A 24,562-nucleotide genomic window follows, 5' to 3' on the forward strand; every position below is an offset into this window, starting at 1 on the left:
GAGAAAACCCCGGCGCCGTCGGCGCCGGGGTTTCTGCTGTCAGGACCCGTCCGTCAGTGGGCGAGGATCGCCAGCAGCAGCAGCGCCACGATGTTGGTGATCTTGATCATCGGGTTGACCGCCGGGCCGGCGGTGTCCTTGTAGGGGTCGCCGACGGTGTCGCCGGTGACGGCCGCCTTGTGCGCGTCCGACCCTTTGCCGCCGTGGTTGCCCTCCTCGATGTACTTCTTGGCATTGTCCCAGGCGCCGCCGCCCGAGGTCATCGATATGGCGACGAACAGGCCGGTGACGATGACGCCCAGCAGCATCGCCCCGAGCGCCGAGAAGGCGGCGGAACGGCCGGCAATCGCCTCGACCACGAAATACAGCACCACCGGCGCCAGCACCGGCAGCAGCGAGGGAATGATCATCTCGCGGATCGCCGCCTTGGTCAGCATGTCGACCGCGCGCTTGTAGTCCGGGCGGCTGGTGCCGGCCATGATCCCCGAATCCTCGCGGAACTGGCGGCGCACCTCCTCCACCACCGATCCGGCGGCGCGGCCGACCGCGGTCATGCCCAGCGCGCCGAACAGGTACGGCAGCAGGCCGCCGATCAGCAGGCCGACGACGACGAAGGGATCGGTCAGCGAGAAGGCGATCGGCCCGATGCCCTGGAAATACGGGTACTGGGCGGCGTTGGCCGAGAAGAAGTTGAGGTCCGAGGTGTAGGCCGAGAACAGCACCAGCGCGCCGAGGCCGGCGGAGCCGATGGCGTAGCCCTTGGTCACCGCCTTGGTGGTGTTGCCGACGGCGTCCAGCGCGTCGGTGGTGACCCGGACCTCCTTCGGCAGGTCCGACATCTCGGCGATGCCGCCGGCGTTGTCGGTGACCGGGCCGTAGGCGTCGAGCGCCACGACCATGCCGGCCAGGGCCAGCATGCTGGTCACCGCGATGGCGATGCCGAAGAGGCCGGCCAGCAGATAGGTGACGATGATGGCGACACAGATGATCAGCGCCGGGATCGCCGTCGATTCCATCGAGATGGCGAGGCCCTGGATCACGTTGGTGCCGTGGCCGGTGGTCGAGGCCTGGGCGACCGAGCGCACCGGGCGGAAATTGGTGCCGGTGTAGTATTCGGTGGTCCAGATCAAGAGGCCGGTGACGACCAGCCCGGCAACGCCGCACAGGAACAGCGACAGGCCGCTGAAGCTGCCGCCGCCGACGGCGTAGCTGCCGCCGAAGCCGATCACAACCAGGGTCACCAGGGCGATCCCGACCAGCGACAGCCCGGCGGAGACCACGAAGCCGCGATACAGCGCGCCCATGATGTTGTTCGAGGCGCCAAGCTTGACGAAGAAGGTGCCGACGATCGAGGCCAGGATGCACACCGCGCCGATGGCGAGCGGATAGATCATCATCGCCGCCATCTCGGCCGCCCCGGCGAAGAAGATCGAGGCCAGGACCATGGTGGCGACGGTGGTGACGGCGTAGGTCTCGAACAGGTCGGCGGCCATGCCGGCGCAGTCGCCGACATTGTCGCCGACATTGTCGGCGATCACGGCCGGGTTGCGCGGGTCGTCCTCGGGGATGCCGGCCTCGACCTTGCCGACCAGATCGGCGCCGACATCGGCGCCCTTGGTGAAGATGCCGCCGCCGAGGCGGGCGAAGATCGAGATCAGCGAGGCGCCGAAGCCGAGCGCCACCAGCGGGTCGATCAGGCCGCGGCCGCTGGCGCCGGAGGCGACCAGGATGGTGTAGTAGCCGGCGACCGCGATCAGGGCGAGGCCGGCCACCAGCATGCCGGTGACGGCGCCGGAGCGGAAGGCGATGGCCAGGCCGGCGGCCAGGCCCTGGCGGGAGGCCTCGGCGGTGCGGACATTGGCGCGCACCGAGATGTTCATGCCGATGTAGCCGGCGGCGCCCGACAGCACCGCGCCGATGATGAAGCCGATGCCGACCGAAATGCCGAGAAGCAGCGAGACGATGATGGCGATGACCACGCCGACCACGCCGATGGTGAGATACTGCCGGTTCAGGTAGGCGCCCGCGCCTTCCTGGATCGCGGCGGCGATTGCCTGCATTCGGGCATCGCCCGGACTGGCCGACAACACGCTCCGTGAAGCCCACACGCCATAGGCTAACGCGCCGAGGCCGCAGGCCAGCACGAAGACAAGGACCGCTGACATCATTCTTGAGTCCCTCGCCCCTGTTGATGACGTACCGGCCCGGTTCAGGCCGGCTCCGCTTCTTTTGCGCGGAAACGATGCCAGACCAGGATGGGGAGGGCAATGAGCGCGAAATATTTTTGCTTTATGGCAAAAGTCGGACGGCTTGAGGCTGCTCCCGGCAGGCCCGCACCACCGGTCAGACCGGCGACAATACGGCCGGATTCAAGGCTGTCCGGCCTCAGCGGCTGTGCGACGGAAGCCAGTCGAGTACCGCCGGAGCAGCGCCCTCAGAAATGCCGCCAGCCGGTCAGCGACTCGACGGCCCGGCCCTGCGGGTCGAGCAGCCGCGCCCCCTGCCCCGCCGCGATCCGGCCGATCCGCGTCGCCGGCGTGCCCGCCGTCGCGGCCGCAGCCCCGATCGCGGCCCGGGCCGATGCGGGCGCGCTGAACAGCAGCTCGTAATCCTCGCCGCCGCCCCAGGCGATGTCCTGCAGGGCCGGGTCCAGGGCGATAGCGGCGCGGGCGGCGTCGGAGAGCGGCAGCAAGGCGAGCTCGACCTCGGCCGACACGCCGGAGGCGTCGCAGAGATGCGGCAGGTCGCCGGGCAGCCCGTCCGACACGTCCATCGCCGCATGGGCCAGGCCGAGCAGCGCGCGGCCGAGCGCCATACGCGGCTGCGGCACGCGGTGGCGGGTCGCCAGCGCCTCGCCCGCGTCTGGGTCCAGGCCGGGCAACTGGCCGAGGATGGCGCGCAGCCCGAGTGCGGCGTCGCCGAGGGTGCCGCTGACATAGAGGTCGTCGCCCGGCCGGGCGCCGGAGCGGCGCAGCATCGCCCCCTGCGGCACGGTGCCGAAGGCGGTGACCGACAGCACGGCGGCGCCGGGGGTCCGCACCGAATCGCCGCCGAGCAGGCCGATGCCGTACTCCGCCTGGTCCGCCGCCAGCCCCGCGACGAAGCCCTCGATCCAGCTCTCGTCCGGCTGCGCCGGCAGCGCCAGGGTCAGGGTGTAGGCCAGCGGCTCGGCGCCCTTGGCCGCGAGGTCGGAGAGGTTGGAGCGCAGCAGCTTCCGGGCCACCCGCGCCGGATCCTCGTCCGGCAGGTAGTGCACGGTCTCGACCATGGCGTCGGCGGTGACCACCAGGTCGCGGCCCCCGCCGGGGTCGAGCAGCGCCGCATCGTCGGCCAGGCCGAGCGCGCCGGGCGTGGCCCGGGCCAGCGGCCGGAAGTAGCGGTCGATGCGCTCGAACTCGCCGAGGCCCATGGCGATTCCCGCGTCAGCCGGCGCGGGGCTCGTCCGGCCGGCGCTCGCGGGCGATACGGTCCAGCACCGCATTCACCATCGCCGGCTCCTTGCCGCCGAAGAAGGCCCGGGTGACGTTGACATATTCCGATATCACGATCGGCGCCGGCACGTGCAGGTTGGCCAGCAGCTCCCAGGCGCCGGCCTGCATCACGCAGCGCAGCAGCAGGTCGAGCCGGGCCAGCGAGAACTGGCTGTCCAGCGCGCCGGTGACCAGGGCGTCGACCTCCTCGCTGCGCACCCGGGTGCCGCGGACGATGTCGCCGAACAGCGGGGCGTCCGGCTCGACCATCGCCTCGCCCTCGACCTCCTCGCCGAAGCGGTGGTGGACGAACTCAGCGATCACCTTGTCGAGCGGCGTGCCCGACTGCTCGAGCTGGTACAGCGCCTGGACGGCGGCGAGGCGCGCGGCGCTGCGGCGAGCCTTGGCGGAGGGCTTCTGCGTCGTCGCCATCGGTCAGGCCGTCCGCTGCGAGAAATGGCGCTTCAGCTCGATCATCGCCAGCGCGGCGCGGGCGGCGCCGCCGCCCTTGTCCATCTCCGCCACCTTGGCGCGGGCCCAGGCCTGGGCCTCGGTCTCCACGGTCAGGATGCCGTTGCCGATGGCCAGGCCGTGGCGCAGCGCCAGGTCCTGCAGGCCGCGGGCGCTCTCGTTGCAGACCGTGTCGTAATGCGAGGTCTCGCCGCGGATGACGCAGCCCAGCGCAACATAGCCGTCGAAGCGGCGGGCCGAGGTCGAGGCGATCTGCACCGCCGCCGGGATCTCCAGCGCGCCGGGCACGGCAAAGCGCTCCCAGGTGGCGCCGATCTGCTCCAGCACCGCGATGGCGCCGCGCGCCAGCTCGTCGGTGATGTCCTCGTAGAACCGGGCCTCGACGATCATGATATGCGGCGCCGGACCGGTGAAGGACACGGGCCGCTGTTCGGTCTTGGCGACCATGGTCAGTCCTCCTGGATGCCGGTGATCGCGCGCTGCTCGACCACGGTCAGGCCGTAGCCGTCGATGCCGACGATGGTGCGGGGGTGGTTTGACAGCACGATCAGCCTGCTGACGCCGAGGTCGAGCAGGATCTGGGCGCCGACGCCATAGTCGCGCAGCTCGTGCCCGCTCTCCTTCGCCGGCATGCCGCCCAGCCGCCGCTGCAGCCGCTCGCTCAGGCTGTCGGGCTGCGGCTCGCGGATCAGCACCACGACGCCCCGGCCCTCGCGCCCGATCTCCTGCATGGCGCCGTGCAGGATGCCGGCATTGCCGCCATGGACGTCGCCGAGCACATCGTCCAGCACGTTCAGCGCGTGCATCCGCACCAGCACCGGCTCCTCGCCGGAGATGTCGCCCTTCACCAGCACGACATGCTCGGCGTAGCGCGCCTTGTTGACATAGACCAGCATCCGCCAGTCGCCGCCCCAACGGCTCTCGATCGTGGTCTCGAGCTTGCGCTCGACCAGCGATTCCTGGCAGCGGCGATAGGCGATCAGGTCGGCGATGGTGCCGATCTTGAGGTTGTGGAACTGGGCGAACTTCACCAGGTCCGGCAGCCGTGCCATGCTGCCGTCGTCGTTCATGATCTCGCAGATCACCCCGGCCGGGACCATGCCGGCCAAGCGGGAGATGTCGACCGCCGCCTCGGTGTGGCCGGTGCGCTCCAGCACGCCGCCGTCGCGCGCGACCAGCGGGAAGACATGGCCGGGCGTGGCCACGTCGGCCGGGCCGCAGGCCGGGTCGATGGCCACGGCCACGGTGCGCGCCCGGTCGGCCGCCGAGATGCCGGTGGTCACGCCCTCGCGCGCCTCGATCGAGACGGTGAAGGCGGTCTGGTGGCGCGAGGCGTTGCTGCGCGTCATGAGCTGGAGGCCCAGCTCGTCGATCCGCTTGCGCTCCATCGCCAGGCAGATCAGGCCGCGGCCGTAGCGGGCCATGAAGTTGATGGCCTCGGCATCCGCCGTCTGCGCCGGGATCACCAGGTCGCCCTCGTTCTCCCGGTCCTCGTCGTCGACCAGGATGAACATGCGGCCCTGGCGCGCCTCCTCGATGATCTCGGAGATCGGCGAGAGAAGCGCCTGGTCGTCTTCGGTCAGCCGGCTGTCTTGCGATCGCGCAGCAGGCGCGCCGTGTACCGCGCCAGCATGTCGATCTCCAAGTTCACGCGGCGATCCGTGCTTAAGCTTCGAAAGGTCGTGCATGCCTGGGTGTGCGGAATGATGTTGACGCCGAAGCGGCAGGTCCCCGACGGGGTGTCGGCGACCTCGTTCACGGTCAGCGAGACGCCTTCGATCGCGATCGAGCCTTTCGACGCGATATAGTCGGCCAGCGCCGCCGGGGCCTCGACCGTGAAGCGGACGCTGTCCCCTTCCGGCCGGCGGTCGACGATGGTGCCGACGCCGTCGACATGGCCGTAGACCAGGTGGCCGCCGATCTCGTCGCCGAGCTTGAGCGAGCGCTCGAGGTTGATCTCGGTGCCGACCTGCCAGTCGCCCAGGGTGCTGCGCGACAGGGTCTCGGCCGAGGCCTCGACCGCGAAGCGGCCGGGCCAGGTCTCGATCACGGTCAGGCAGACGCCGTTATGGGCGACGGACGCGCCGATCTCGATCGACGCGGTGTCGAAGGCCGTCTCGATGATGTAGCGGGTGTCGCCTCGCCGCTCGATCGCCGCGACGCGCCCCACATCGGTGATGATGCCGCTGAACATGGCGGGCACCCTATGCCGGACGCGCTGTGGTTTCCAGCGAAACCACATTGCGCCTGACGCAAGCCCTCCTTGTCAGAGCCTGTCTTGAAACCAGCCGGACCGAGCCGGTTGGCCGCTCAGGGGCGCTCGCCGCGCAGCTGGTCCACGAAATCGCTGAAGGCGCCGGGCTCCTGGAAGTCTCGATAGACCGACGCGTAGCGGATGTAGGCGACCTTGTCGACGCCGCTCAGCGCCTTCATCACCATCTCGCCGATCGCCTTGGACGGGATCTCGCTTTCGCCCGAGCTTTCGAGCTGGCGGACCAGGGAGTTGACGATCCGCTCCAGCCGCTCGATGTCGATGTCGCGCTTGCGCAGGGCGATGCGCATCGACCGCAGCAGCTTCTCGCGGTCGAACGGCTCGCGCTGGCCGGTCGACTTGATCACCGTCAGCTCGCGCAGCTGGATCCGCTCGAAGGTGGTGAAGCGGGCGCCGCAGGCCGGGCAGAAGCGCCGCCGCCGGATGGCCGAATTGTCCTCGGTGGGACGCGAGTCCTTCACCTGGGTGTCGTCGTGGCCACAGAACGGGCAGCGCATCGGTTCCCCCGGAAATGGTTCGCCCACAACGAATGGATACCATCCGTTGTGGGCGAACCACAATCTATCGCTTCATTTGGCGAGGAATTCTGAGCTGCTGCCAATCTTTTATATCGTCATGGCGAGGAGCGCAGCGACGTGGCCATCCAGGGGCCGGTGCGAGCCACCCCTGGATGGCCGCGCCCCTTCGGGGCTCGCCATGACGAGAGTATGGAGCGGGCCGGCCTCACAGACCCTGGTAGATCGGGAACCTGGCGCACAGCGCCTCGACCCGAGCCCGCACCGCCTTCTCCACCTTCGAGTTGTCGTCAGGGTTGGCGGCCAGGCCGTCCAGCACCTCGACCGCCATCTCGCCGACCTGCCGGAACTCGGCGACGCCGAAGCCGCGCGAGGTCGCGGCCGGGCTGCCCAGGCGGACGCCCGAGGTGATGGTCGGCTTCTCCGGGTCGAACGGCACGCCGTTCTTGTTGCAGGTCATGCCGGCATGCTCGAGGCTCGCCTCGGCCGCCTTGCCGGTCAGCTTCTTCGGCCGCAGGTCGACCAGCATCAGATGCGTGTCGGTGCCGCCGGAGACGATGTCCAGCCCGCCGGCGCGCACGGTCTCGGCCAGCGCCTTGGCATTGTCGACCACCGCCTGGGCGTACGTCTTGAACTCCGGCCGCAGCGCCTCGCCGAAGGCCACCGCCTTGGCAGCGATGACATGCATCAGCGGACCGCCCTGCAGCCCCGGGAAGACCGAGGAGTTGATCTTCTTGCCGATCTCCGGGTCGTTCGACAGCACCATGCCGCCGCGCGGGCCGCGCAGGGTCTTGTGGGTGGTGGTGGTGACGATATGGGCGTGCGGCAGCGGGCTGGGGTGGACGCCGCCGGCGACCAGCCCGGCGAAATGCGCCATGTCGACCATCAGATAGGCGCCGACCGAATCCGCGATCTGGCGGAAGCGGGCGAAATCGATGATCCGCGGATAGGCCGAGCCGCCGGCGATGATCAGCTTCGGCTTGTGCTCGGTGGCCAGGCGCTGCAGCTCGTCATAGTCGATCCGCGCATCGTCCTGGCGGACGCCGTACTGCACCGCGTTGAACCACTTGCCCGACTGGTTCGGGGGCGCGCCATGGGTCAGGTGGCCGCCGGCCGCCAGCGACAGACCCAGCACGGTGTCGCCCGGCTGCAGCAGGGCGAAGAACACCGCCTGGTTGGCCTGGGCCCCGGAATGCGGCTGGACGTTGGCGAAGACGCAGTCGAACAGCTTGCAGGCGCGCTCGATCGCCAGCTGCTCGACCACGTCGACATATTCGCAGCCGCCGTAGTAGCGCCGGTTCGGATAGCCCTCGGCATATTTGTTGGTCAGGACCGAGCCCTGGGCCTCGAGCACGGCGCGGGAGACGATGTTCTCGCTGGCGATCAGCTCGATCTGCGTCTGCTGGCGCTTCAACTCGTCCCGGATGCCGCGCAGCACGGCCGGGTCGGTGTCGTCCAGACGGGCGGTGAAGAGGGAGGCGGCGGTGTCGGCGGAGCTCATGGGGCGGTCATCCTGGGTCAGGCGTTCGGCACGTCGATCTTGGCGATGCGGTCGCCGTGGCGTCCGCCTTCGTAATCGGTGGACAGGAACACGGCAAGGCAATCCCGGGCCGTCTCGAAGCCGATGATTCGGGCGCCGAGCGCGAGCACGTTGGCGTCGTTGTGCTGGCGGCACAGCCGGGCGGTGGTGACGTCATGGCACAGCGCCGCACGGATTCCGCGATGGCGGTTGGCGGCGATCGAGATGCCGATGCCGGTGCCACAGACCAGGACGCCGCGCGTCGCCCGCCCGTCCCGGATCGCCTGCGCCATGGCATGGCCGTAGTCGGGATAGTCGACCCGATCCGGACCGTTGGTGCCGAGGTCGAGAACGGCCAGCCCCTGCTCCTCGATCGCCGCGCGGAGCTGGTCCTTGAGGGCATATCCGGCATGGTCGGCGGCGAGGGCGACGGTCTTCGTGGCGTCGGTCATGATGGTCCGGTCAGAGGGGAAGCGGGCGACCTTCGCATATTTTGCATTGGAGGGTGAGCTAGAACATGGCTCAATTGTGCGCGGCGTGCCGGCCGGTCCCGGCCGCAGTTTGCGGTTGCAGATTATAAGGTATTTTTCCCATTACCGTTGACATGCGCGATATCAAATGCGACCTCGTTGTCGCTGTTGACGACACAAAGAAAAGGAATTGAACAATGGAGGATGAAGCAAGCACCAGCGGACGCGGCAACGACGATCTGATCCAGATGACGACCCAGATCGTGACGTCCTATATTTCCCGTAACACGGTCCCGACCGATCAGCTCGGGAGCGTGATCCAGGCCATTCATGACGCGCTGCGGAACATCGGCTCCGCGCCGGCGGCGGCGGCGGCGGCGGTTCCGGCCAAGCCCGCGGTGCCGATCCGGCGGTCGATCCAGCCGGACTACATCGTCTGCCTGGAGGACGGGAAGAAGCTGAAGATGCTGAAACGGCACCTGCGGACGACCTACAACCTGTCGCCGGAGGAGTACCGGACGAAGTGGGGCCTGCCGGCGGACTACCCGATGGTCGCGCCGAACTATGCGGAACAGCGCTCTGCCTTCGCCAAGAAGATCGGTCTGGGCAAGGCCCGCACCGACGCGGGCAAGGCCCGGCGCGCCTGATCACCGCCGCCTCGGGGGCCGGGACGCTGCAGCGTGAGCCATGCGGGCTTGGGCTGGCGGCGTCCCGGCCCCTGTGCTGTTATGCGCCACCGTTTTAAGACAGTTCCGGAGTTCGCCCATGACTTCCTCCGCCGCCGCCGCGGCCGCCAAGCCGGCGCAGACCGGCCGCGCCGCCTTCCACTGGGAGGATCCGCTCCTGCTCGAGGAGCTGCTGACCGAGGAGGAGCGCATGGTGCGCGACGCGGCGCGCGCCTATTGCCAGGAGAAGCTGCAGCCGCGCGTGCTCGAGGCGAACCGGCACGAGGTCTTCCACCGCGAGATCATGACCGAGATGGGCGAGCTCGGCTTCCTCGGCTCGACCATCGACGGCTATGGCTGCGCCGGCGTGAACTATGTCTGCTACGGCCTGATCGCGCGCGAGGTCGAGCGCGTCGACAGCGGCTACCGCTCCGCCATGTCGGTGCAGTCGAGCCTGGTGATGCACCCGATCCATGCCTACGGCACCGAGGAGCAACGCCAGAAGTACCTGCCCCGCCTGGCCACCGGCGAGCTGGTCGGCTGCTTCGGCCTGACCGAGCCCGACGCCGGCTCCGACCCCGGCTCGATGAAGACCCGGGCGCGCAGCGTCGCCGGCGGCTACAGCCTGTCCGGCGCCAAGATGTGGATCACCAATTCGCCGATCGCGGACGTGTTCGTGGTCTGGGCCAAGGATGACAGCGGCGAGATCCGCGGCTTCATCCTGGAGCGCGGCATGAAGGGCCTGTCCTCGCCGAAGATCGAGGGCAAGTTCTCGCTGCGCGCCTCGACCACCGGCGAGATCGTGATGGACGAGGTGTTCGTCCCCGAGGCGAACCTGCTGCCCAACGTCAAGGGGCTGAAGGGCCCGTTCGGCTGCCTGAACAACGCCCGCTACGGCATCGCCTGGGGCGCCGTCGGCGCGGCCGAGTTCTGCTGGCACACCGCCCGGCAGTACACGCTGGACCGCAAGATGTTCGGCCGCCCCCTCGCCGCCACCCAGCTGATCCAGAAGAAGCTGGCCGACATGCAGACCGAGATCACCCTCGGCCTGATCTCGGCGCATCGCCTGGGTCAGCTCAAGGACGAGGGCAAGGCGGCGCCGGAGGCGATCAGCCTGATGAAGCGCAACAACTGCGGCAAGTCGCTGGACATCGCCCGCCAGGCCCGCGACATGCTCGGCGGCAACGGCATCGCCGACGAGTTCAACGTGATCCGCCACGTGATGAATCTGGAGGCGGTCAACACCTATGAGGGCACGCATGACGTGCACGCCCTGATCCTGGGCCGGGCCCAGACCGGCCTGGCGGCTTTCTAAGCCGACCCGGCATCAGCCGGGCAAACGAAAAGGCGCGCCCCTGGGGGACGCGCCTTTTTCGTGCCGGCGAGGCCGCCTCAGGCCGCGCTGGTCACAGGCTGGTCGGTACTGTAGGCGAGGTTGCCGGACCAGAAGCCCTCGAGCCGCCGCAGCGTGCCGTTCAGCGTCTCGACGTCGCCGACGCGCAGCCCCGTCCCCTCCAGCGAATCCGCCTGGCGGCTGAACATGATCTCGAGCTTGGACCGCAGCGCCTGGCCCTTGCTGGTCAGACGGACCCGGGTGGAGCGCCGGTCATGTTGCGACCGCTCCTGCGCCAGGTAACCGTTCTCGACCATCTTCTTGACGTTGTACGAGACGTTCGAGCCCAGATAGTAGCCACGGGCGGTCAACTCGCCGATGGTCAGCTCGTCCATGCCGATATTGTACAGAATCAAACTCTGCACGTTATTGATGTCCTGGACGCCAAAACGGTCCAACTCCACCTTCACCACATCCAGAAAGCAGCGATGGAGCCGCTCAATGAGTGCGGTCATGCGGTAATAGGGATGATGCATTCAGACCTCCGACCCACTGGCGCTTTGTACTATCTAGACCGTCGTTCTACCACCGGCAAAGCCACTTTAGACAAAATCATCCAAAACGAAAGTGTTGTGAGCAGCACAGGAGTTCACTGCAATTTGCACCGCATTCAGGACGAATTCGCGCTAGATCGATGCTCTCGGTTGCGACAAAGGACATTTTTGATCCCATCGTCGGTCTTTATCAACCCTCTCCACGCAAGCACCGTTCCCTTTGCGGAGACAGCGATCCGTGGCGGGCCGCCGCACCGTGTTGTTTCCGGCCCGAGCTCCGTCCTAGAGTGCGCGCGCCATCCTCGTCGTTGAGTGTCACGATGTCCCGCCTGCCCTTCCCCGGTGCCTACCCGACCACCCGCATGCGCCGCCTGCGCACCGACGGCTGGATCCGCGAGCTGGTGGCGGAGCATCGCCTGAGCCCGTCCGACCTGATCTGGCCGATCTTCGTGGTCGAGGGCGACCGCCGGCAGCCGGTCGAATCGTTGCCGGGGGTCGAGCGGCACGATCTGGCCAGCGCCGTGGAGGCCTGCCGCCGCGCCCGCGACCTGGGCATCCCGGCCGTGGCGATCTTCCCGATGATCGACCGCGCCCTGCGCAGCGAGGACGGGGCCGAGGCGTGCCGGGCCGGCAACCTGGTGTGCCGCGCCGTCTCCGCGATCAAGGCGGCGGTGCCGGATTTGGGCATCGTCGTCGACGTCGCCCTCGACCCGTTCACCAGCCACGGCCATGACGGCGTGATCCGCGACGGCCGGATCCTGAACGACGAGACGATCGAGATCCTGGTGCGCCAGGCCGTGGTCCAGGCCGAGGCCGGGGCCGACATCGTGGCGCCGTCGGACATGATGGACGGCCGCATCGGCGCGATCCGCGCCGGGCTGGACGGCGCCGGCCGGCAGGACGTCAAGATCATGGCCTATTCGGCGAAATACGCCTCGGCCTTCTACGGCCCGTTCCGCGATGCGGTCGGGTCGACCGGCGTGCTGGTCGGCGACAAGAAGACCTACCAGATGGATTTCGGCAACAGCGACGAGGCGATGCGCGAGGTCGAGCTGGACCTGCGGGAGGGCGCCGACATGGTGATGGTCAAGCCCGGCCTGCCCTATCTCGACATCATCCGCCGGGTGCGCGACGGCTTCGGCGTGCCGGTCCTCGCCTATCAGGTCAGCGGCGAATACGCGATGATGAAGGCTGCGGCGCAGAATGGCTGGCTGGACTACGACAAGGCGCTGATCGAGGTGCTGACCGCGTTCAAGCGCGCCGGCGCCGCGGGCGTGCTGACCTACGGCGCCGTCGACGCGGCGGTGCTGCTGGGGTGACCCTCGCCTCAGCGAGGCTCTTTCGAAGTTCCCAACACCGTCATTGCAAGCGCAGCGAAGCAATCCGGAGGCCAGTGCGAACCGGCCCCTGGATTGCTTCGTCGGTTTCGCCTCCTCGCAATGACGGCGAGGGGTTGCTGTTCTGAGACAACCGAGTTGATCCAGACACAATCTCGGCACCGACATCACCATGCCGAATTGGAACAAAAACAGAACAAATAGTCAAACAGGACCGCGCCGGCGCCGCCTCAGGCCGCCGCCAGCCAGTCGCGGATCGGGCCGGTCTGGTCGCCCACCATCAGCGCCGGGGCGTGGCCGCAGCCGGGGATGGTCAGCAGCATGGTGTCCGGCCGCGCCGCCATCCGCTCGGCCGTCTCGGCGGCCAGCAGGTCCGACTCCGCGCCGCGGATCACCAGCACCGGGCAGCGGATCTGGTCCCACACCATCCACAGGTCGACATCCGCCAGCGGGCCGGCGAAGGCCGCGGCGATGCCGGGGTCGTAGGCCAGGCCCAGCGTGCCGTCCGCCCGCCGCCGGGCGCTGTGCTCGGCCAAGTGCCGCCATTGCCCGTCGGTCAGCGGCCCGAAGGGCGCGTGCACCCGCCGCAGATAGGCCTCGAGCCCGGCGAGATCGGCGAAGGCCGGGTCCTGGCCAACATAGGATCCGATTCTCATCAACGCCGCCTGCGGGATGAACGGCCCGACGTCGTTCAGCACCAGCCGGCGGATCGGCGTGTTCGGCTGGGCCGCCAGCATCATGCCGATCAGCCCGCCCATCGAGGTGCCGACCCAGTCGACCTCCGCCGCGTCGAGCCGGGCGATCAGCGCCGCCGCGTCGCCGAGATACTGCGGATAGCCGTACAGCGCCGGGTTGGCGATCCAGCCGCTGCGGCCGCGCCCGACCACGTCGGGGCAGACCACCATCCGGCCCGACCAGGCCAAGTCCGCGGCCAGCATGTCGAAGTCCCGGCCGTTGCGGGTCAGCCCGTGCACGCACAGCACCGGCGGCTGCGTGCGGTCCGAGCCCCAGGAGACATAGGCCAGGCGGTGGAAGCCGCCCAGGCCGAGCCCGAGGAACTGATGCTCGACTGGTTCCATCCTTGGGGGATCCCTCTCAGGCCGCCTGAGCGGCGGCCGGGCGCAGCGCGCCGTCCTCGACCGCGACGAAGCGCCGGGCCTCGAAGCCGTTGAACCGGGTCTGCAGCACGTTGGAATAGGCGCCGATCTGGCCGAACTCGATCCAGTCGCCCTCGTGCACATCCTCCGGCAGCGGCGAGGTGCCGGGCAGGCTGTCATAGCTGTCGCAGGTCGGGCCGAACAGGGCGAAGCTGGCCGGCTTCCCGCCCGCCCCGCCCGGCCGCAGCAGGCGCACCGGATAGACGGTGCGGAACAGCTTCATGTCGGCCAGGCTGCCATAGGCGCCGTCGTTCAGGTACAGGCGGTGGCCGCGCCGGAACTCGACCTTCACCACCAACGAACAGGCCTCGGCCACCAGGGCCCGGCCGGGCTCGCAGAACACGGCACGGCCGGGATCGGCCGGCAGCCGGGCCAGCCCGGCGCGGATCGCGGCGACGAAGGCGGAGAGCGGCGGCGCCGCGGTGCCGACATAGGCGGCCGGGAAGCCGCCGCCGACATCGATCACCGGCGCGCCGACCCCGGCCCTGGCCAGGATGCCGGCGCAGATCGTCAGCGCGCTCTCATAGGCGCCGGGATCGAGGCATTGCGACCCGACATGGAAGGTCAGCCCGGCGCGGTTGCCGGTGGCGGCGATGCGGCGCAGCAGCCCCGGCGCGGCCTCGACCTCGGCGCCGAACTTGCCGCTGAGGTCGCAGACCGAATCGAAGCGCGGCATGTCGACCCGCAGCACCAGCGTCAGGTCGCGCGCCCCGCCGGTCACGGCCAGGATCTTGTCCAGCTCCTCCTCATGGTCCAGCGCGTAGGTGCGGATACCGAAGCGGTGATAGGCCAGTTCGACCGCCTGCCGGTTCTTCACCGGGTGCATGTAGTGCGACACGGCCTCGGGCAGCGCCGCCACGGCCTCGATCTCGCTCAGCGAGGCGACGTCGAAATGGCGCAGGCCGCCGGCATGCAGCCCGGCCAGCACCGCCGGATGGTCGTTGCACTTGACCGCGTACATCACCGTGCCGGGGAACTGGCGCTGGAATTCCGCCGCCGAGTCCCGCAGCACCCGGGGCCGCAGGCAGTAGACCGGCTCCTCCGGCCGGAGGGCGGTGACCATGGCGAGGGCGTCGGCGAAGGACTCCATCGAACGCTCCTGGAACGCTGGGCCGCCGCCGGACGCGCGGCACCTCGATATCATCCGGGCAAGGCCGGCCGCTTGGCTAGCCCCCCGCGAAAATAGACCGAAGCGCATCCGGCGCCGCGGCCCGACCCTGCGCCTCCATGGCGCCTCGCGCCGAATCGGACAGATTATTATAACACCACACCGCCATGACCGATCCTGGGCGGCCTGGAGACGTGATCGATGAGATGGCTTCGCCGCGGCGCGATCGCGCTGGCCTGCCTCCTGCTGCTGCTCGTGGTGCTGGCCGGCGGCGGCCTGTGGTGGCTGCGCACCGGGGTGCCCGCCGAATCAGGCACCGTCGCGCTCGACGGCCTGTCCGGCCCGGTGCGGATCTACCGTGACGGTCACGGCGTCCCGACGATCTTTGCCCAGAGCGACGGCGACGCCTATTTCGCCCTCGGCTGGCTGCACGCCCAGGACCGGCTGTGGCAGATGGAGCTGCAGCGCCGGATCGGCGCCGGCCGGCTGTCCGAGCTGATCGGCACCGGCGGGCTGAAATTCGACAAGCTGATGCGGACGCTGGGCTTCTACCGCCTGGCCGAGGCCGACGTCGCCGCCCAGCCGCCGGAGATGCGAGCGGCGCTCGACCGCTACGCCGCGGGCGTCAATGCCTGGATCGACGGCCATCCGGGCGCGCTGCCGCCCGAGTTCTATCTCCTCGGCAGCCGGCCCGAGCCGTGGCGGCCGGCCGACACGCTGGTCTGGAGCAAGCTGATGGCGCTGCAGCTGTCGGCGAACTATCGCGACGAGATCCTGCGCGCCCAGGTGATCGCCCGGCTGGGGCCGGACCGCGCCCGCACCCTGTTCCCGGATCTCGGCACGCTCACGCCCTCCACCCTCGCCGCCCTCGACCGAGCCGCGCCGATGCTGACCGCCCTGGTCCAGGCGCTGCCGCCGCCGCTTGGCCCCCGCACGGCGTCGAACGAATGGGTGGTCGGCCCCAGCCGCACCGACACCGGCGCGCCGATCCTGGCCAACGACCCGCATCTGGGGCTGAGCGCGCCGATCCTGTGGTACCTGGCGCGGATCGAGACGCCGACGCTGTCGGTCGCCGGCGCCACCGTGCCCGGCGTGCCGCTGACCATTTTGGGCCAGAACCGCCGCATCGCCTGGGGCTTCACCACCACCGGCGCCGATGTGCAGGACCTGTTCCTGGAGACGGTGGACCCGGCCGACCCGGGCCGCTACCGCACCCCGGACGGCAGCGCCGCCTTCGAGACCCGGACCGAGACCATCGGCGTGTCCGGCGGCGACCCGGTGACGCTGACGATCCGCAGCACTCGGCACGGGCCGGTGCTGTCCGACCTCGACCCCGACATGGCGAAGCTGGCGGGCGACGGCAAGGTCGCCGCCCTGGCCTTCACCGCGCTGGCCCCCGGCGACACCAGCGCCGACGCGCTGTACCGGCTGAACCGCGCCGGCGACTGGCCGGAGTTCCTGGCGGCGATGCGGCTGTTCCGCGCCCCGATCCAGAACATGGCCTATGCCGATGGCGACGGGAATATCGGCTTCGTCGTCCCCGGCGCGATCCCGATCCGCCGCTCCGGCGACGGCAAGCTGCCGGCGGACGGCGCCTCGGGCGCCCAGGACTGGACCGGCCTGATCCCGTTCGAGGAGTTGCCCCAGGCCCTGAACCCGCCCGGCGCCGCCATCGCCAACGCCAACAACGCCCCGGTCGGGCCGGGCTATCCCCACTATCTCGGCGACGGCTATGACGAGCCGTACCGCGCCCGCCGCATCGTCGAGATGCTGGACGCCGAGGGGCCGAACACGATGGCGCGCAGCCAGGCGATGCAGGCCGACACGCTGACCACCGAGGCGCGCGAGCTGCTGCCGCTGATGACCGTCATCGATCCTGCGGACGACCGCATGGCCAAGGCCCTGGCGCTGTTGCGCGGCTGGAACCTGCGGATGGACCGCAACCGGCCGGAGCCGCTGCTCTACATGGAATGGCTGTGGCGCTTCGCCCATGCCGTGTTCGACCCGCCGCTCGGCCCCTTGGCCGAGGATTATTTCGGGCTGCACCCGACGATCCTGGCGACGATCCTGAACCGCGACCCGTCCTGGTGCGGCGACGCCAAGGCCTCGGCCCCGCCGGCCGACTGCTCGGCCCTGCTGCGCCGGACCCTGGGCGAGGCGCTGGACGCGCTGGCGCAGCGCCACGGCGCCGACATGGCTGCCTGGCGCTGGGGGTCGGAGCATGTCGCGCCGCTGGAGGCGCAGGTGCTGTCGCGCGTGCCGGTGGTCGGCGGGCTGATCTCGCTGGCGACCCCGACCGATGGCGGGCCCTATACCCTGAATCGCGGCGCCACCACGATCACCGATCCCGACGCGCCCTTCGCCCACACCCATGGCGCCGGCTACCGCGCCGTCTACGACCTGGCCGACCGCGGCCGGTCGCGCTTCATGATCGCCACCGGCCAGTCAGGCAACCCGCTGTCGCCGCATTGGGGCGACCTGGTCGCGGATTGGCGAGACGGAAGATACTTGACGTTGCAGGGTGGCGAGGCTGATCTCGCCGCCGCCGGGGAGTCGCTGACGACCCTGCAGCCGCGCCAATAACGGGACAAACCCCAGATGAGCACCGCCCCGCTGCCGGTCACCATCGACGACATCCACGCCGCCGCCGCGGCCCTGGAGGGCCAGGTGGCCCGCACGCCGATGATCCCGGCGCCCCAGCTGTCCGGCATCCTCGGTTGCGAGCTGCACCTGAAGCTCGAGACGCTGCAGCGCACCGGGTCGTTCAAGGACCGCGGCGCCTACAACAAGCTGCGCTCGCTCGACAAGGCGCAGCGCCGGCGCGGCGTCGTCGCCATGTCGGCCGGCAACCACGCCCAGGGCGTCGCCTACCACGCCACCCGCCTGGGCATCCCGTCGACCATCGTGATGCCGACCTTCACCCCCTTCACCAAGGTGGCGAAGACCGAGGGCTACGGCGCCAAGGTGGTGCTGGTGGGCCAGACCCTGGACGACAGCATGGGCCATGCCCGCAAGCTGGTCGATTCGGACGGGCTGACCCTGATCCACCCCTATGACGACCCGTACATCGTCGCCGGCCAGGGCACCGCCGGGCTGGAGATCCTGGCCGACGTGCCGGACCTGGACGACCTGGTGGTGCCGATCGGCGGCGGCGGGCTGATCTCCGGCATCGCCATCGCGGCGCGGTCGATCAACCCCAAGATCCGGATCACCGGGGTCGAAGCCGCGCTCTACGCCTCGATGAGCGACGCGGTGGCCGGCCGCACCGGCGTCTATGGCGGCGCCACCATCGCCGAGGGCATCGCGGTGAAGAGCCCGGGCGTGCTGACCCGGCAGATCATCGCGGCGCTGGTCGACGACATCGTCACGGTCGAGGAGACGGTGCTGGAGCAGGGCGTGCACCAGCTGATGACCCAGCAGAAGCTGGTCGCCGAGGGCGCGGGCGCCGCCGGCATCGCCGGCATCCTGGCCCATCCGGAGCGCTTCGCCGGGCGCAAGGTCGGCGTCGTCGTCTGCGGCGGCAACATCGACCCGCGCATCCTGGCCTCGATCCTGATGCGCGGCCTGGTGCGCAACGGCCAGATCGCCCGGTTGCGCATCGAGATCGAGGACGTGCCGGGGGTGCTGAGCACCATCGCCGGCATCATCGGCGCCACCGGCGGCAACATCATCGAGACCTACCACCAGCGGCTGTTCTTCCAGATCCCGGTGAAGCGCGCCGATATCGACGTGGTGGTCGAGACCCGCGACCGCGCCCATGTCGATGTCATCATCGGCAAGCTGATGGAATCGGGCTATCCGGCCAAGCTGCTGAGCGACGTCGGCGCCTGACCGGGCGACCCGCCCGGAGGGGGAAGCGCATGAAGGCCGTCCTGATCACCGGCATGTCCGGGAGCGGGAAGACCGCCGTGATCCGCGAGCTGGCGGCGCGCGGCCACGACACCCGCGACCTCGACACGCCGGAATGGTCGGAATGGGTCGATGCCGCCCCCGGGGATGACCTGACGCCGGGCGAGGGCAAGGACTGGGTGTGGCGGGAGGACCGGCTGGACGCGCTGCTGGCCGCGCCGCGCGACCGCACGCTGTTCCTCAGCGGCACCTCCGAGACCATGGGCCGGTTCCTGCCGCGGATCGACCTGGTGATCCTGCTCTCCGCCCCGGTGGAGACGCTGCTGGAGCGGATGGCGGCCCGCGCCGACGGCTATGGCCGGACCGGGGAGGAGCGGCGCAGGGCGGCCGGGCTGGTGGCGCTGGTCGAGCCGCTGCTGCGCCAGTCCGCCGATCACGAGATCGACACCCGCCGGCCGGTCGCCGACACGGTCGACGCGATTCTGCGGCTGACATGAAGCCGCGATAGATCCGGCCGCATACCCCGGCATGGCGATCCGGCGTCCGAGTCGCTTGCCCGCGATCCGTCACTGTGGTGCAGTATGGGGATGAGGTCAGTGCCTCGGCCCAGGAGCCTTTGATGTCCGTCATCGACGGCAAGCTTGGTCGTCTGCAGCATTTCTACCGGTCGGGCCCCCTGCCCTGCCCCTATATTCCCGGCCGTGTCGAGCGCAAGCTGTTCACCCGGCTGAACGGCGGCGACGCGCGATCGCTGAACACCACCCTGTCGCAGGCCGGGTTCCGGCGCAGCCACGACATCGTCTACCGCCCGGTCTGCCCTGGCTGCCGCGCCTGCGTTCCGGTGCGCATCCCGGTGGCGCGCTTTACCGCCGGCCGCAGCATGCGCCGGGCCTGGGCCGCCAATCTCGACCTCAGCCGCCGGTCGGTGCTGCCGATCGGCACCGACGAGCAGTTCGCCCTGTTCCTCCGCTACCAGCGGCATCGCCATGGCGACAGCGACATGGCGCGGATGTCGCGGGCCGATTACGGCAGCATGATCGAGGAAGGCAGCGGCAGCGCCGCGCTGATCGAGTTCCGCGACCCGGCCGGCACCCTGCGCGCCGCCGCGCTGGTCGACGTGCTGGAGGACGGGCTATCCGCCGTCTACAGCTTCTACGATCCCGACGTGCCGCAGCGCAGCCTGGGCACGTATGTGATCCTGGCCCTGGTGGAGGAGGCCCGGCAGACCGGCCTCGACCACGTCTATCTCGGCTACTGGATCGCGCAGAGCCACAAGATGGCCTACAAGGCGCGTTTCCAGCCGCTCGAGGCCCTCACCGACAGCGGCTGGACGACGCTTGACCAGGACGGCTGAGCCCGCCTTCTTCCCCACCGTCATTGCAAGCGCAGCGAAGCAATCCAGGGGCCGCTTGCACCGGCCCCTGGATTGCTTCGTCGGCTTCGCCTCCTCGCAATGACGGCGTGGGAATGGAGGGGCTCACGAGCGAAGAAGCCGTACGGTCAGACATCCGGATAAGGCCCCAATCGTCGGTTGGTCTCGCGGGCGAAAGCTGATATTTCGCAACAGCGAATTGCACCGATCCAATGCGCTGCGCACGAAGAGACAAGAAACCGGGGGAGGTTCCATGGGAGCATTGCTGGGCGCCAGCCGCGCCATCGACGCCGTGAACGGCTGGATCGGACGGGCCGTGTCGTGGCTCGTCCTGGTCGCGATCCTGGTCAGCGCCGGCAACGCCATCCTGCGGAAGGCCTTCTCGGTCAGCTCCAACGCCTGGCTGGAGCTGCAATGGTACCTGTTCTCGGCGGTGTTCCTGCTGGCCGCGGGCTACACCCTGCTGAAGGGCGAGCACGTCAAGGTCGACATCCTGTACGGCCGCTGCTCGCGCCGCACCCAGATCTGGATCGAGGTGTTCGGCACCCTGTTCTTCCTGCTGCCCTTCTGCGTCGTCGCCATCCTGATCTCCTGGCCGGTGGTGGTCGACAAATTCGCCAGCGGCGAGACCTCGGGCGATGCCGGCGGGCTGATCCGCTGGCCGGTCTGGGCGCTGATCCCGGCCGGATTCGCCCTGCTGGCGCTGCAGGGCCTGTCGGAGCTGATCAAGCGGCTGGCGATCCTGTCGGGGCGGATCCCCGACATCGTGCCGGCGCACGATCACGAAGCCGATCCGCTCTGACCCGCCCCACCGGTTCCTGAAGGCCTGCCCGGATGACGCAGTTCCTGATCGAGAACATGGCGCCGCTCATGTTCGCCGCCCTGGTGGTCGTGCTCCTGCTCGGCTACTCGGTCGCCTTCTCCCTCGCCGCCGTCGGCTTCGTCTTCTACCTGATCGGGGTGGAGCTCGGCGTGCTGCAGTTCAACCTGATCGGCGCTATCCCCGACCGGTTCTACCAGCAGATGTCGAACGAGACGCTGCTGGCCGTGCCGTTCTTCACCTTCATGGGGCTGATCCTCGAACGCAGCGGCATGGCCGAGGACCTGCTGGACACGATCGGCCAGCTGTTCGGCCCGGTCCGCGGCGGCCTGGCCTATGCGGTGATCTTCGTCGGCGCGCTGCTGGCCGCCACCACCGGCGTGGTCGCGGCCTCGGTGATCTCCATGGGGCTGATCTCGCTGCCGATCATGCTCCGCTACGGCTATGACCGGTCGCTGGCCTCGGGCGTCATCGCCGCCTCCGGCACGCTGGCGCAGATCATCCCGCCCAGCCTGGTGCTGATCATCATGGCGGACCAGCTCGGCCGCTCGGTCGGCGACATGTATCAGGGCGCGCTGCTGCCCGGGCTGGTGCTGACCGGCCTCTATGCCGGCTACATCCTGATCATGTCGATCATCCGGCCGGACAGCGCCCCGGCCCTGCCGCGCGAGGCCCGCACCCTGCGCGGCCTGGCCCTGGCCGGCAAGGTGGTGACCTCGCTGATCCCCCCGCTGGTGCTGATCTTCCTGGTGCTGGGCACCATCTTCCTCGGCATCGCCACGCCGACCGAGGGCGGCGCCATGGGCGCGGTCGGCTCGCTGATCCTGGCGGCGATCAATCGCCGTCTGAACATGACGATGATCCGCCAGGCGCTGGACACCACCACCAAGCTGTCGGCTTTCGTGCTGTTCATCCTGCTGGGCGCCCGCGTCTTCTCGCTGACCTTCTACGGCCTCAACGGCCATGTCTGGGTCGAGCACCTGATGACCTCGGTGCCGGGCGGCGTGATCGGCTTCCTGATCGTCGCCAACATCCTGGTCTTCTTCCTGGCCTTCTTCCTCGATTATTTCGAGCTGGCCTTCATCATCGTGCCGCTGCTGGGCCCGGTGGCGGCTAGCCAGGGCATCGACCTGGTCTGGTTCGGCGTGCTGCTGGCGGTCAACATGCAGACCTCCTTCATGCATCCGCCCTTCGGCTTCTCGCTGTTCTACCTGCGCTCGGTGGCGCCGACCCGGGCCTATCGCGACAAGGTGACGGGAAAGACCATCGCGCCGGTGACGACCGGCCAGATCTACCGGGGGGCGATCCCCTTCGTGGTGATCCAGGTCCTGATGGTCGCGATCGTCATCGCCTTCCCGGGGCTGGTGACCCATTACAAGGCGGGCCAGGTCGAGGTCGATCCCGCGAGCATCCACATCGACGTGCCGATGCCGGGCGTCGACGGCGCCAACCCGTTCGGCACGCCGGCCGCGCCCGATTTCGGCGCACCGCCGGCGCCGGATTTTGGGGCTCCGCCCGCGCCGGGCGGCCAGCCCGCGCCGGCCCCGGCGCAGCCCGGCGACCCGCTGCCGCCGCCGGACTTCAAATAGCAAAAGGGCCGGTCCCGCCAAGGACCGGCCCTTTTCCGTTCAGCGGAGGGTCGGGTTACTTCCCGGCCGCCTGCTGGGCGTAGACGTAGCTGTCATAGGTGTATTCGGCGACGCGGAACCACTGATAGGCCTCGCCGCGGAACTTCTTCCACGGCTCGTAGATCGCCTTCCAGTTGGCGTTGGAGGCCGACAGCTCGTCATAGAGCTTGAAGGACTCGGTATAGGCCGCGTCCAGCACGTCGCGCGGCAGCGGGCGCAGCTGCACGCCCTTGCCGACCAGGCTGCGGATCGCCGCGATGTTCTTCACGTCGTACAGCGCCAGCATGTTGAAGTTGGCGACCTCGGTGGCCGCGGCAAGCGCCTTCTTGTAGCCGTCGGGCAGCGCCTCGTACTTCTCCTTGTTGAACAGGAAGTGCACGGTCGGGCCGCCTTCCCAGAAGGCCGGGTAGTAGTAGAACTTGGCGACCTGGTAGAAGCCGAGCTTCTCGTCATCATACGGGCCGACCCATTCGGTGGCGTCGATCGTGCCGCGCTCCAGCGCCGGGTAGATGTCGCCGCCGGCGATCTGCTGCGGCACCACGCCGATCTTCTCCACGACGCGGCCGGCAAGGCCGGCAATGCGCATCTTCAGGCCCTTGAGGTCGGCCAGCGACTTGACTTCGTTGCGGAACCAGCCGCCCATCTGGGTGCCGGTGTTGCCACCGGGGAAGCCGACCACGCCGTAATTGGCGAAGAAAATGTTCAGCAGATCGTTGCCGCCGCCGTGATACAGCCAGGCGTTCTGCTGCCGGGCGTTCAGGCCGAACGGGATCGAGGAGCCGATGGCGAAGGTCGGGTCCTTGCCGACATAGTAGTAGGCGACGGTGTGCGCCGCCTCGACCGTGCCGTTCTGCGCGGCGTCCAGCGCCTGCAGGCCGGGCACCAGTTCGCCCGAGGGGAAGACCTGGATCTGGAACTTGCCGTCGGTCAGGTCCGACAGCGTCTTCGACAGCACGTCGGCGCCGCCATAGATGGTGTCGAGCGACTTCGGAAAGCTCGACGCCAGGCGCCACTTGATCTCCGGCTTGTCCTGCGCGATCGCCGGCGCCGCCAGCGGCGCGGCCGCCAGGCCCACCCCCGCGGTCGCGATGAAATTCCGCCGCTTCATCCTTTGCAGTCCCCCCTGTTTCGCCTCGACGGGCACGACAATACGCGGCGGCGGATTCGTTCGCCGCCGCGCCGCAGTCATCTAATGAAACTCAGGGCCCGGACGCAACGGAGGTTCTTGTTCGGAAGGAAAAAGGTCCGATCCAGCGATCGCCTCTGCGCGACCTCTCGCTCCAGAATTCCCAGCACCGTCATTGCGAGCGCAGCGAAGCAATCCAGGGGCAGTGCGAACCGGCCCCTGGATTGCTTCGTCGGCTTCGCCTCCTCGCCGCAATGACGGCGAGGGCTGAGCCGGCCCGGTCAGCCGCGGCGCTGGGCCAGACCGTCGAACTTGGCCAGCAGCAGGCCGGCCAGGGCGCCCTTGAGGGCCGCCGCCGGGATGAACGGCACCAGGCCGGCGGAGATCGCCGCCGCCGGGCCGACCAGCACCGCCAGCCAGGCCACGCCGGTGACGAAGGGGACCACCGAGGCAACGATGATGGCAGCGGCCATGCCCACGAGGCTGCGGGTCCAGCCGCGCTCCACCGCCAGGCCCATCAGCGCGGCCGAGGCCACGAAGCCGACCAGGTAGCCCGCGGTCGGGCCGGCGAAATAGGCCGGGCCGGCGGCCAGGCCGGCGAAGACCGGCAGGCCGACGAGGCCTTCGGCCAGATAGGCCAGCATGGCCAGGCCGCCCAGGCGCCAGCCATAGGCGCCGCCGATCAGCAGCACCACGCCGGACTGCAACGTCATCGGCACCGGGATGAACGGCACCTGGACCTTGGCCGACAGCGCCATCAGCGCCGAGCCCAGCACCACCAGCACGGCGGCGCGCAGCAGGCCCGACTGGCCGTCGGTGCGCCACAGAGACAGCATCGGGGGAAGGGTGCGGGTGGTCATGTCAGGGCTCCAATCGTCTCGTTCGGCCGGTCTCCG

General features: G+C 69.3%; 23 protein-coding genes. 9 read left to right on the forward strand and 14 right to left on the reverse strand.

Going from position 1 to position 24,562, the window contains the following annotated elements; all coding sequences use genetic code 11:
• Nucleotides 1-53: 53 nt before the first annotated feature.
• The 9 genes from BWR60_RS08080 to rpiB all read right to left on the reverse strand — a co-directional run bounded on the left by BWR60_RS08080 (nt 54) and on the right by rpiB (nt 8,699).
• Entirely contained in the window at nt 54-2,165 is a 2,112-nt protein-coding gene (locus BWR60_RS08080) for a sodium-translocating pyrophosphatase (RefSeq protein ID WP_088150614.1), read from the reverse strand.
• Between the two features lie 269 nt (nt 2,166-2,434).
• Nucleotides 2,435-3,409 carry a thiamine-phosphate kinase gene (thiL, locus tag BWR60_RS08085; RefSeq protein ID WP_088150498.1) on the reverse strand — a complete coding sequence of 325 codons (975 nt, stop codon included), beginning with the start codon at nt 3,407-3,409 and terminating at the stop codon, nt 2,435-2,437.
• 13 nt (nt 3,410-3,422) lie between these two features.
• Nucleotides 3,423-3,902 (reverse strand): transcription antitermination factor NusB, encoded by a 480-nt coding sequence (nusB, locus tag BWR60_RS08090; protein WP_088150499.1) that lies wholly within the window; start codon nt 3,900-3,902, stop codon nt 3,423-3,425.
• Between the two features lie 3 nt (nt 3,903-3,905).
• Nucleotides 3,906-4,388, reverse strand: a complete 483-nt coding sequence (locus tag BWR60_RS08095) for a 6,7-dimethyl-8-ribityllumazine synthase (protein WP_088150500.1) — start codon at nt 4,386-4,388, stop codon at nt 3,906-3,908.
• 2 nt (nt 4,389-4,390) lie between these two features.
• A complete protein-coding gene (ribB, locus tag BWR60_RS08100) occupies nt 4,391-5,524 on the reverse strand; it encodes a 3,4-dihydroxy-2-butanone-4-phosphate synthase (RefSeq protein ID WP_275542372.1) in 1,134 nt (377 codons plus the stop codon).
• Nucleotides 5,521-6,135 (reverse strand): riboflavin synthase, encoded by a 615-nt coding sequence (locus BWR60_RS08105; RefSeq protein ID WP_088150502.1) that lies wholly within the window; start codon nt 6,133-6,135, stop codon nt 5,521-5,523. The genes ribB and BWR60_RS08105 overlap by 4 nt, the downstream gene beginning before the upstream one ends.
• Before the next feature lie 116 nt (nt 6,136-6,251).
• On the reverse strand, nt 6,252-6,710 hold the full coding sequence (gene nrdR / locus BWR60_RS08110; RefSeq protein ID WP_026870463.1) for a transcriptional regulator NrdR: 459 nt from the start codon (nt 6,708-6,710) through the stop codon (nt 6,252-6,254).
• A gap of 226 nt (nt 6,711-6,936) precedes the next feature.
• The gene (glyA, locus tag BWR60_RS08115; RefSeq protein ID WP_088150503.1) at nt 6,937-8,229 is read right to left on the reverse strand and encodes a serine hydroxymethyltransferase; all 1,293 of its coding nucleotides are present in this window, start codon (nt 8,227-8,229) and stop codon (nt 6,937-6,939) included.
• A gap of 17 nt (nt 8,230-8,246) precedes the next feature.
• Nucleotides 8,247-8,699, reverse strand: a complete 453-nt coding sequence (gene rpiB, locus BWR60_RS08120; protein WP_088150504.1) for a ribose 5-phosphate isomerase B — start codon at nt 8,697-8,699, stop codon at nt 8,247-8,249.
• Between the two features lie 266 nt (nt 8,700-8,965).
• Here rpiB and BWR60_RS08125 point away from each other — a divergent pair, with 266 nt between their 5' ends.
• Together BWR60_RS08125 and BWR60_RS08130 are read left to right on the forward strand one after the other, a co-directional pair.
• The gene (locus tag BWR60_RS08125; protein ID WP_088150615.1) at nt 8,966-9,364 is read left to right on the forward strand and encodes a MucR family transcriptional regulator; all 399 of its coding nucleotides are present in this window, start codon (nt 8,966-8,968) and stop codon (nt 9,362-9,364) included.
• Between the two features lie 118 nt (nt 9,365-9,482).
• A complete protein-coding gene (locus tag BWR60_RS08130) occupies nt 9,483-10,697 on the forward strand; it encodes an acyl-CoA dehydrogenase (protein WP_088150505.1) in 1,215 nt (404 codons plus the stop codon).
• A gap of 77 nt (nt 10,698-10,774) precedes the next feature.
• Here BWR60_RS08130 and BWR60_RS08135 read toward each other — a convergent pair whose 3' ends face one another.
• Entirely contained in the window at nt 10,775-11,251 is a 477-nt protein-coding gene (locus BWR60_RS08135) for a MarR family winged helix-turn-helix transcriptional regulator (RefSeq protein WP_088150506.1), read from the reverse strand.
• A 338-nt stretch (nt 11,252-11,589) separates the two neighbouring features.
• Here BWR60_RS08135 and hemB point away from each other — a divergent pair, with 338 nt between their 5' ends.
• Complete coding sequence (hemB, locus tag BWR60_RS08140; protein WP_088150507.1) at nt 11,590-12,588, forward strand: porphobilinogen synthase; 999 nt, start codon at nt 11,590-11,592, stop codon at nt 12,586-12,588.
• Between the two features lie 248 nt (nt 12,589-12,836).
• Here the strand turns inward: hemB and BWR60_RS08145 are convergent, their stop codons facing one another.
• Both BWR60_RS08145 and BWR60_RS08150 read right to left on the reverse strand, forming a co-directional pair.
• Complete coding sequence (locus tag BWR60_RS08145) at nt 12,837-13,685, reverse strand: alpha/beta fold hydrolase (RefSeq protein ID WP_088150508.1); 849 nt, start codon at nt 13,683-13,685, stop codon at nt 12,837-12,839.
• Between the two features lie 16 nt (nt 13,686-13,701).
• Nucleotides 13,702-14,853, reverse strand: coding sequence for a type III PLP-dependent enzyme (locus tag BWR60_RS08150; RefSeq protein WP_088150509.1), 1,152 nt, complete (start codon nt 14,851-14,853; stop codon nt 13,702-13,704).
• Nucleotides 14,854-15,072: 219 nt separating this feature from the next.
• Between BWR60_RS08150 and BWR60_RS08155 the strand changes: the two genes are divergently transcribed.
• From BWR60_RS08155 to BWR60_RS08180, 6 genes are all read left to right on the forward strand, one after another.
• Nucleotides 15,073-17,454, forward strand: coding sequence for a penicillin acylase family protein (locus BWR60_RS08155; protein ID WP_088150510.1), 2,382 nt, complete (start codon nt 15,073-15,075; stop codon nt 17,452-17,454).
• Nucleotides 17,455-17,469: 15 nt separating this feature from the next.
• Complete coding sequence (locus tag BWR60_RS08160) at nt 17,470-18,702, forward strand: threonine ammonia-lyase (RefSeq protein WP_230982992.1); 1,233 nt, start codon at nt 17,470-17,472, stop codon at nt 18,700-18,702.
• 29 nt (nt 18,703-18,731) lie between these two features.
• Nucleotides 18,732-19,217 (forward strand): AAA family ATPase, encoded by a 486-nt coding sequence (locus BWR60_RS08165; protein ID WP_088150511.1) that lies wholly within the window; start codon nt 18,732-18,734, stop codon nt 19,215-19,217.
• A 122-nt stretch (nt 19,218-19,339) separates the two neighbouring features.
• Entirely contained in the window at nt 19,340-20,074 is a 735-nt protein-coding gene (locus BWR60_RS08170) for an arginyltransferase (RefSeq protein ID WP_088150512.1), read from the forward strand.
• A 271-nt stretch (nt 20,075-20,345) separates the two neighbouring features.
• Nucleotides 20,346-20,894: a TRAP transporter small permease subunit gene (locus tag BWR60_RS08175; RefSeq protein ID WP_034833189.1), complete on the forward strand. Its 549-nt coding sequence runs from the start codon at nt 20,346-20,348 to the stop codon at nt 20,892-20,894.
• Between the two features lie 32 nt (nt 20,895-20,926).
• Nucleotides 20,927-22,501, forward strand: coding sequence for a TRAP transporter large permease (locus BWR60_RS08180; RefSeq protein ID WP_088150513.1), 1,575 nt, complete (start codon nt 20,927-20,929; stop codon nt 22,499-22,501).
• Nucleotides 22,502-22,556: 55 nt separating this feature from the next.
• Here BWR60_RS08180 and BWR60_RS08185 read toward each other — a convergent pair whose 3' ends face one another.
• Both BWR60_RS08185 and BWR60_RS08190 read right to left on the reverse strand, forming a co-directional pair.
• Nucleotides 22,557-23,648, reverse strand: a complete 1,092-nt coding sequence (locus BWR60_RS08185) for a TRAP transporter substrate-binding protein (RefSeq protein WP_088150514.1) — start codon at nt 23,646-23,648, stop codon at nt 22,557-22,559.
• Nucleotides 23,649-23,947: 299 nt separating this feature from the next.
• Nucleotides 23,948-24,526, reverse strand: coding sequence for a biotin transporter BioY (locus tag BWR60_RS08190; protein ID WP_088150515.1), 579 nt, complete (start codon nt 24,524-24,526; stop codon nt 23,948-23,950).
• Between the last annotated feature and the right edge of the window lie 36 nt (nt 24,527-24,562).

It is taken from the genome of Inquilinus limosus (assembly GCF_002195995.1).
GTDB lineage: Bacteria > Pseudomonadota > Alphaproteobacteria > DSM-16000 > Inquilinaceae > Inquilinus > Inquilinus limosus_C.